The sequence below is a fragment of the Kitasatospora sp. NPDC015121 genome, from assembly GCF_055562955.1.
The window spans coordinates 33537-41734 of sequence record NZ_JBVHEH010000044.1; the positions used below are offsets into that span (position 1 = coordinate 33537).

Below are 8198 nucleotides of genomic sequence, written 5' to 3' on the forward strand. Positions count from 1 at the left end.
GTCAGTGCCGACTTTTTCCGGTGCTGCGCTGCAGTGCCCGCCGCTGTTGACGAGACAAGGCAGCGGCGGCTCCGTTTTTCGGTGTCGCCTCGGCCGCCGGCGCACGGGTGCGCCGGATGTAATCGGCCAGGAGCGGTGCGAGTTCGACGGCGGCGTCGTGCATGGGGCCGGGGAGTTGACGGTCGATGCTGCGGGGGCCGAGGTTGGCGGTGACCACACGCAGGACGCGGGCGATCAGTTCGGGGGAGTGGGTGACGTGCAGGAGCGCGTCGGCGGGGTCGAACGTCTCGGATGCGGCGCCGGGTCTTTCGGTCGGCTGCACGGGTGGGGCCGAGGGTGCGACGGTCTCCGTCTGCCGGATCACGCGCATTCCGACGACGCCGGCGCGGGCTGCTTTGCGGGCGTTGTGCGCATCGCGTCGGCATTGATCCGAGCACCACACCCGCGGCCGTCCTCGTGTCGGTGGGCTGATCGCGCGGTGACACCACGGGCAGATTCCCCGTGCGCCGCCCTCCTCGAGCAGAGCACCTCGAGCAGAGCAAGATATTGCAAAACCCCGTGGTTTTGGATTCCGCCCGTGCGGTCGGGTGCGCGAGCGGTCGCGCCGAACTCCGCGGGGGAGGCAACGGAGCAAGATAGAAACTTAGGTGCCCTAAGTCGGCTACCGCGGCCTGCCGGCCGCGTCCCGGTGTCCGGGGCGCTGCGCTGGGCAACGAGAAACCGACACCTCGATAACCGTCGACCAGAGAGCTGGCTACGGTCGCTCACGCGCAGAGCAGCTCGACAGAATCTGCCGGTGAATCGGTCACGCGTCGTTTCCGGCATCACATCCGCGCCCGCCCAGCGCGGGGTTTCTGTTGCGAAGCCGCGAGACGCTCCGGCGTGCTCGTGCCGGTGTTCTTCGATTGGGGCCGCCGAGGGTCTCGGCTATGTGCCGGTCTCGATCCAGCAGATGGCGATGTCGGGCGGTGCCGGCTTCCCGATCACCTCGAGGTAGTCGAGGACCATCGCGCGGGCGCGGTCGAGATCGCGGGTTCGGTAGGTCTGGGTCGGGGTGCTGTATCCCTCGATGTGGAGCACCAACCCCGGCGCCCGGGTGCCGGCGCGCCACCACAGTCGGCGCGATTCCCATCGACTGACTTTCACCCGAATTTCTTGCACGCCTTCGAGCATCGCAGCACCTGCCGACAACGACCTACTCCCTGAAAGGGTCCATGGCAACGCGCGTCGCTGTCCGTGACGACCTCACCCAGATATTTCAGACACACCTCTTGCTGAATTTCAGACTGCGGGGGCGTACTTTCGTGCGACGAAATGTTTTTCAGGCGGCGGACGCCGTTCCGGACCTCGGCACCAGGCGATGAACCTGCCGGGCTCGGGTGCCGTTCCCGGCTTACCTCCCCAGTTCTCGACGCCTTCTCATCGCCCGCGCTGCTCTCCTGGCCGTGCTCGCTCGTCACGCGCTTCTGCCCACATCTACCGATCTCTACCGATCTCTACCGCCCTCTATCCCGAAGGGTTCTTTCTCGCTCGCCCCAGGTGCCACACACCTCTTGCATTCAGGTGACGAGACTGACAATGTTTTCGGGCGACGAAATGTTTATGCTGACGAAATGGACCCGAACCTGTGCCCACGCTGCGGTAACTCGGTCACCGTCAAGCCACGTGGCCGGCCGGCCCGGTGGTGTTCGGATCGTTGCCGCAAACTCGCCTCCGAGGAGCGTCGCGCCGGCGAACGCGGCGCGATCGGGTTGCAGATCCGCGACCACACGCGGGTGGTGGAGAAACCGGTTCCGGAGCGGATGAGCGCGACCGTCGCGGCGGCCCGCGCGGCCGAGGACATCGACGCGGCACTGTCGGTGCTCAGCGCTCTGCAACGCAGGCTCGTTGCCGACGAGGTCGCCCTCACCGACCTCGACCGGCTGTACCGGGGTATCAACGATCTGCGGGCGACGTTCCGCCGAACCGTCCCCCCGCATGCCGTGGGCCTCATCAGTTACCGGACCGAAAGCCCCGCTGCGCCGGACCCGAAGACGGCGGTGCCCATCGTGCTGGGTAGTCCCCGCGCCTGCGCGGAAGTGATCGCCGCACTCACCGAGCGCGTGCGTACCGGCGACCTCGCCCACGACCCCCGGCACGACCGGACCCGGCGCGCTGTGGCAGACCTCATCCGTACCGCGCACGTCCGCCGATAGTTGCGCTGTGTGGGTGAGATGCACCGATCCGTTCACGACAAGGGTCGACGGGTAGGTGCGGCGTGGGCCGAACGAAATCATGTCGTCGACGTCCATGTCGCCGGCGCGGCGGAGGCTTGAAGCCGGCCGTTCCGGGCATTGATCCGCCAGGGTGGTACCGCTTCAGGCCCGCGCGGAGTCCACGAAAATGGTGTGGAATCAGCACTCGACGATGGCAGGCTCGCTGTCGTTCCCTCCACCGATGTACTGATGGTGATGGGATGGAGCCACCGTCGATGACGGTGGACTGGATCAGGGAGCGAGAGGAGAGCGGTAGTGGCGGCACAGCGAGGTGTGACCGAGGCGCAGGCGGATTCGGAGCTCGCCGCGCTCACCCCGATCATGGCGGTGGAGGGCCGCACGATGGACGAGCACAGCCAACAACTGCTCATGCAGCTGCTGCAGGAGAGCATCAGCCTGTGCGATGCCCTCGATGCGATCATCCGGCGACGATCCGATATCGCCTCGAGCGCACCCCCACCCGCCGACTGAGACCGCCCGGGGGAAGCCGGGTGTGCCCGTCCTTTCCGATGCCCTCGACGCTGTCCGATGCGGTGCAGCACGCGGTGGGGGTTTGCCGACCCGGCGCGGTTCGCGTCTTCGCCGGAGGTGTTGCCGGTCTCGATGTCAGATGTGGTTGGTCGCGATGGACGAGAAGTGCGCTGCGATGGCATCGTCGATTCGGGTCGACAGGCTGACCTCGTCGCAGTCCGCGGGAATCGCTTGTGTGGCGCCGATTGTTCCCGCCCACAGGTTCCAGGCGAGTCGATGTACCGCCGGGGTTTCACGGACGTCGCCGGCCTCGATGGCGCGTGCGACGAGGTCGTCGGTGTTCTCTACCCACCGCAGGTAGGTCTGGTGCGAGCCCTCGATCGAGGGTTCGAGGCTGAGTTTCATTCCGGCCCGGAGGATCTGGTTCGCGTCGAGGCGGCGGGCGAGTATCCGAAAGATCATCTCCACCTGCGCCAGGGCGGTAGATCGGGTCGCTTTGGCATCTGCGAAAGCGTGGTGCACCGCGCGGGACCATTCTTCGATGAGGTTTTGCGCCATCGATTCTTTGGATGCGAAATGGAAGTACATTCCACCTTTGGTGGTTTCGGCGTCGGCGATGACGGTGTTGACGTTGGCGAGTGTGTAGCCTTCGGCGTCGAATCGTGCGGCTGCCGCGGCGAGGAGTTTTCCTCGCGTTCGTTCGGCTCGAGGTTGCAAGGGTTTACGGTCGGCGACGACGTACGTCCCGTTGCGCTCGGTCATCTCACCAGTCCAATCAGGGTCGCTCGGTCTCGGGCGGTGCGAGGACCACCGCTCCGCAGAATTTCGTACAGCTCATTCCGAACGCCCGAGGGCACGACCGTGCGCGGCCCCGTACTCGCCATGCCCATCAGTGAACTCCCTTTTCCCGATCGTGGGCGGCAAAGCCGTCACATCTTTGTCGAGATCAATAGTGCCGAACAATCGAGGACCGTCACGGCCACAAGCTCACAAATCCCGATCGAGCGAGAGCAGCAGCCTCCGATGTAGCCGACCCCAAGTGTGGCGGCACCGAGAAACCCGACCCGACAGCGACCGACGAAACAGGAGCTTGGGCGTATCGGAATCGACCCAAATGGGTGGCGCCAGTCCCAGGACCCGCGCGAGGTTTCGGTATCGGTGGTCGTGTGTGAATCTCAGACTCGCCTTCGGCCGGACGTCAGATTTTTTTGGTGGCACCCGTCGCCCGCAGTGATTGCCGGACACTTCTCTGCGCGCCGCAAACGTTCGGCCATGTCGAGGACCAGCCCTGCGGACGATTCGGAAAGACCGTCCACGCAGGACAACAAGCGCCGCAGCGGCCCCTGTTCGAGCCGGTCGATGACGGCCGACGCGTCCGTGGACTCGCTGCCGGCCGGCCGAAAAAAGTAGTCGTGATCGACTCCGAAGTAATCCGCAAGCACGGCAACGACATCCGGAGAAGGGCTCGTCCGCAGACCTCGGCGTAACTGAGACAAGTAGGGCCGCGACATACGCCAGCCGCCGGCTGTCAGATCGTCTGCCACCTCTGCTTGGGTGACGGGGTGACCGAGTCGCGGTGAATCCTCGAACAACATATTCAACCGGTCAGCGAACATACGATTCCTCACGTCGAAAAGGCCGAAAACAGTACCGAGCGGAAAACGAGAACCAGGGGCCGACCGCCGCTCGGCACGCCGGGCACGCCGTGTCCGAACGGTTCCACCATGCGGGCACAGAATGCGAATTTCCCTCGACTTATCGCTGCGGTTGCGCACAATGCCCTGAACAGCCGACTCTCCCCTTCCCCATACCGACGGGCCGTCGGCCGATGCCGGCTCCCCAGCCGCTGAACCTTGGGACTGTATCGGATGAGATGGGTCTGTCCAGAAAACGGTGTAATTGATTGATTTCTAACTACTTTCGTCCGGCAGACAGCCGTCCGTCGAACGTTATCTCGAAGGCATTCAGTGCTGCCTTCCATCGGTTGGACCAGCGTTGGCGGGCGGTGCCTTTCGGGTCGAGGCTCATGATGGCCAGATACACGCATTTCAAGGCCGCGGCCTCGGTCGGAAAGTGTCCACGGGCCTTGATAGCCCTGCGGATTCGGGCGTTGACACTTTCGATGGCGTTGGTCGTGTAGATGACCTGCCGGATGGCGTTGTCGAATTGTAGGAACGGCACGAACTCAGCCCAGGCATTGGTCCAGAGCCTGATGATCGCGGGATAGCGTTTCTCCCATTTGTCACTGAACTCTGCGAATCGGTCGAGCGCGGCCTGCTCCGACGGCGCCGTGTAGACGGGTTTGAGGTCCTTGGCGATCTCGGACCAGTCCTTGCGGGAGGCATAGGCGTAGGTGTTACGGAGAAGATGGACCACACAAGTCTGCACGATGGTCTGTGGCCACACTTGCTCGATCGAGTCGGGTAGATGCTTGAGACCGTCGCACACGACGATCAGAACATCCTGCACACCACGGTTTTTCAGCTCGGACAACACCCGAAGCCAGTACTTCGCCCCTTCCCCGTCGCCGTGCTCACCGGCCCACAATCCGAGGATGTCGCGGGTGCCGTCGACAGTCACCCCCATCGCGACGTAGATCGGCCGGTTGGCGACGTTGCCCTCGCGAATCTTGACGTGGATGCAGTCGATGAACAGCACCGGGTACACAGGGTCCAACGGCCGGTTCTGCCACTCGGCCATGCCTTCCATCACCCGCTCGGTGATCGTCGAGATCGTCTGCTTGGACACATCGGCTCCGTACACCTCGGCCAGGTGTGCAGCGATCTCACCGGTCGTCAAACCCTTGGATGACAACGAGATCACCATGTCCTCCACGCCTGAGAGCCGACGCTGCCGCTTGGCCACGATCTTCGGTTCGAAGGAGGAATCCCGGTCACGGGGCACCTCGAGTTCGACCGGGCCGGCCTCGGTCAACACGTTCTTGGTGCGTCTACCGTTGCGGGAGTTGCCGCTGCCCCTGCCTGCCGGGTCGCTCTTGCCGTATCCGAGGTGGTCGTCCATCTCGCCTTCGAGCGCGGACTCCACGACTAGCTTGGTCAGCTTCGACAGCAATCCACCATCTCCGGTCAACTGCAGCCCTTCGGCTCGCGCCTGCTCGACCAGCTCTTTGAGCCGCGCATCGCTGATACCCGGCTGAGCCGAGTTCGTCTCTGTCTCACGATCAATCACATCAGTCATAGTGGCGTATCTCCTTTCAGAGTTACACCGTTGTTCTTACAGTCCCGATGAGATCGCGCCGCCCCCCGTTCGCCGGCTGAGACTGTTCGGGGAGGTGGGCCCGTCTTTTCCGGTGCCTCGACGGGTGTGGGTTCAGGTGTTGTTGCGGTGAGCGCGGCGCACCCGGTCGGCGTCGGTGATCTGTGTGCGCCAGTGGTGGGTGAGCCACATTTCGACGAGTTCGGCGGTGGTGTCGGCTTGTCGGGCCCAGTGGTGGAGCAGGTCGGTGTAGCGGGTGTAGCGGGCGACGGTGAACTGGGGGACCGAGGGGTTTTCCAGCCAGCCGTGCTGGAGCAGGGTCGACACGGATTGTTGATCGAGAAGTTGCGGTCGCCAGATGCTGTCGGGGTGGGTGGCCCAGCAGTACAACGAGAACAGTGACGGCCCGACGCCGGGGGTTTTCGGCCATCCGGACCATTGCCGGAACGGGCCGGCGTCGGTCAGCGCCGGGGATCGCTCGCACGCGGCGAACGCTTCGGTGATGACCCGGAACGGTTGATCCGGGGTGCTCGGGGTGCGGACGTCGACGAAGCGCCGTGCCCGGCCCCGGTGCGGGTGCGCGTAGAGCCACGCCGCGCACAGGTAGAGGGCGCTCAGATCCCGCCAACCGTCGACTTCGAGGGTGCCGCTCTCGCACTGAAGATCACTGCGGCTCAGATACGCTGTCCCGGTGTCTATCTGGTGTCCGTCGCGGTCGTGGCCGGCGATCCGCACCGGGATCCGGTGGCGATCGAGGCGGGTGTTCCACCAGTCGAGGTCGACGAGGGCCATGTCGTCGAGCACCGCAAGACCTTGATCGCGGGCGCTGCACCACCGAACGCAGTCGTCGGGAACGGTCAACGGTTCATCACGGGGGTCCATGGGAACATCGTGACAGTACCCACCGACAGTCCAGTGTGTTCGGAATCTGTTGCAGCACTGCATTTTTTCGCGCCGGTGCTCTGGTGTTCGTCGGGGTCGGTGTGTGTCAGCTTCGCGGCGTGGCGCAGGAGTGGTCGTACTTCGTCCAGAACCGTGCCCGCAACCGGTATCGGATCTTCTCGTCCAGGTCGTACTTCTGGGTGACGTCGCAGGCGTCCCGCAGAAGTGCGCGGTCGATGTCCGGTGGAATCGAGGGCCGCGCCGCCTGAAGTTCGAGTTGGTCCTCACCGGTCGCGCTTTCCTGAAACGCTGTGAGAACGCGGGAGACGACGTCGTCGATCAGTGGGCCGTGCTCGTCGTTGTCGTCACCGTACCCGTGCGGGTTGTGGGCGGGCGATCCCGTTGAAACACTGTACGCCAGAACCGATGTCGGTCGCGGCGTTGTCGGGGTGTGCTGAGGCCTCGCGAGGTCGAGGGGAGTGCGAGTGGGCGGGTGCGCCGCCGCTGCGGTCGTCGTCGACATCGACGGCCGGTGCGGGGGTCTCGGCGCCGGCCCGGGGTGGCGATCGACTTTGACCACTGCGGCATCGAGCGCCGCGCCGTCGATGTTGTCGAGGTCATCGGCCGCGGACCAGATGCCGGCTCACGCCGTGCGCTTTACCGTCGGCGGTCGGTACCGCGAGCAGCAGGACCTGCACTCCGTGCACCTGGGCCTCTTCGACTGCTTCGGCGAGGTCGTCGTCGCCGGAGACGAGGAAGAACACATCGGATGCCCTGTTGCGGGCATGGGCCACCAGGTCGAGGCCGATCCGAAGATCGACGCCCTTCTGCTCGCCGTTGACGCCGAACCGTCCGAGTCGGAGCTTCACTTTCGGGAGTTCGCCGATGCGTTCCTGCTGCGCGTCCGGGATCCCGTTGCGGGCAGAGTCGTACCAATACACCCGCAACATCGGCAGTTCGAGTAGAGCGCCGGCGAGCCTTTTCGATGTCCTTCTGGGATTCCTGGCCGAATATTGTTCTGAAATACCAAGGCACGTCGTTGTTTTCGCGCTGATTCCAGATTATGAGCTGGTTGTGGCAGGCGTTGCGTAGCGCGACTTCGAGGTAACCGAGGTCTTCGAACACTGCAGCGCTGATGCGACTGTTCCATTCGTAGAGATCCAGTGCACCTTCGATGTCGTCTCCGGCCGCGGCCTTGTACGGTGCGAGGCGTTCGGGAGTGAGCAGTGTATTCAGGCTCTGGATCAGGGCTGTGGAACGGTTGGGCATCTCACTGTCGTCTCCGGCCGCGGCCTTGTACGGTGCGAGGCGTTCGGGAGTGAGCAGTGTATTCAGGCTCTGGATCAGGGCTGTGGAACGGTTGGGCATCTCACT

10 protein-coding genes are annotated in these 8198 nt (G+C 64.4%); 2 read left to right on the forward strand and 8 right to left on the reverse strand.

The window, feature by feature from the left end; all coding sequences use genetic code 11:
* Window position 1: 1 nt before the first annotated feature.
* Both ACZ3J7_RS37395 and ACZ3J7_RS37400 read right to left on the reverse strand, forming a co-directional pair.
* The gene (locus ACZ3J7_RS37395) at window positions 2–322 is read right to left on the reverse strand and encodes a hypothetical protein (protein ID WP_352029904.1); all 321 of its coding nucleotides are present in this window, start codon (window positions 320–322) and stop codon (window positions 2–4) included.
* Window positions 323–927: 605 nt separating this feature from the next.
* Entirely contained in the window at window positions 928–1173 is a 246-nt protein-coding gene (locus tag ACZ3J7_RS37400) for a hypothetical protein (protein WP_064113952.1), read from the reverse strand.
* A gap of 440 nt (window positions 1174–1613) precedes the next feature.
* Here ACZ3J7_RS37400 and ACZ3J7_RS37405 point away from each other — a divergent pair, with 440 nt between their 5' ends.
* Together ACZ3J7_RS37405 and ACZ3J7_RS37410 are read left to right on the forward strand one after the other, a co-directional pair.
* Window positions 1614–2195, forward strand: a complete 582-nt coding sequence (locus ACZ3J7_RS37405) for a hypothetical protein (RefSeq protein ID WP_073513684.1) — start codon at window positions 1614–1616, stop codon at window positions 2193–2195.
* Between the two features lie 315 nt (window positions 2196–2510).
* Window positions 2511–2726 (forward strand): hypothetical protein, encoded by a 216-nt coding sequence (locus ACZ3J7_RS37410; protein WP_073513685.1) that lies wholly within the window; start codon window positions 2511–2513, stop codon window positions 2724–2726.
* 135 nt (window positions 2727–2861) lie between these two features.
* Here the strand turns inward: ACZ3J7_RS37410 and ACZ3J7_RS37415 are convergent, their stop codons facing one another.
* From ACZ3J7_RS37415 to ACZ3J7_RS37440, 6 genes are all read right to left on the reverse strand, one after another.
* On the reverse strand, window positions 2862–3488 hold the full coding sequence (locus ACZ3J7_RS37415) for a TetR/AcrR family transcriptional regulator (protein WP_081377650.1): 627 nt from the start codon (window positions 3486–3488) through the stop codon (window positions 2862–2864).
* A 413-nt stretch (window positions 3489–3901) separates the two neighbouring features.
* Window positions 3902–4342 carry a helix-turn-helix domain-containing protein gene (locus ACZ3J7_RS37420; RefSeq protein ID WP_241199208.1) on the reverse strand — a complete coding sequence of 147 codons (441 nt, stop codon included), beginning with the start codon at window positions 4340–4342 and terminating at the stop codon, window positions 3902–3904.
* 298 nt (window positions 4343–4640) lie between these two features.
* Window positions 4641–5924 carry an IS256 family transposase gene (locus ACZ3J7_RS37425; protein ID WP_003945410.1) on the reverse strand — a complete coding sequence of 428 codons (1284 nt, stop codon included), beginning with the start codon at window positions 5922–5924 and terminating at the stop codon, window positions 4641–4643.
* A 132-nt stretch (window positions 5925–6056) separates the two neighbouring features.
* Window positions 6057–6824 carry an 8-oxoguanine DNA glycosylase OGG fold protein gene (locus ACZ3J7_RS37430; protein ID WP_211919425.1) on the reverse strand — a complete coding sequence of 256 codons (768 nt, stop codon included), beginning with the start codon at window positions 6822–6824 and terminating at the stop codon, window positions 6057–6059.
* 106 nt (window positions 6825–6930) lie between these two features.
* The gene (locus ACZ3J7_RS37435) at window positions 6931–7347 is read right to left on the reverse strand and encodes a hypothetical protein (protein ID WP_350834936.1); all 417 of its coding nucleotides are present in this window, start codon (window positions 7345–7347) and stop codon (window positions 6931–6933) included.
* Window positions 7348–7441: 94 nt separating this feature from the next.
* Complete coding sequence (locus tag ACZ3J7_RS37440) at window positions 7442–7774, reverse strand: NYN domain-containing protein (protein WP_350834938.1); 333 nt, start codon at window positions 7772–7774, stop codon at window positions 7442–7444.
* Window positions 7775–8198 lie beyond the last annotated feature (424 nt).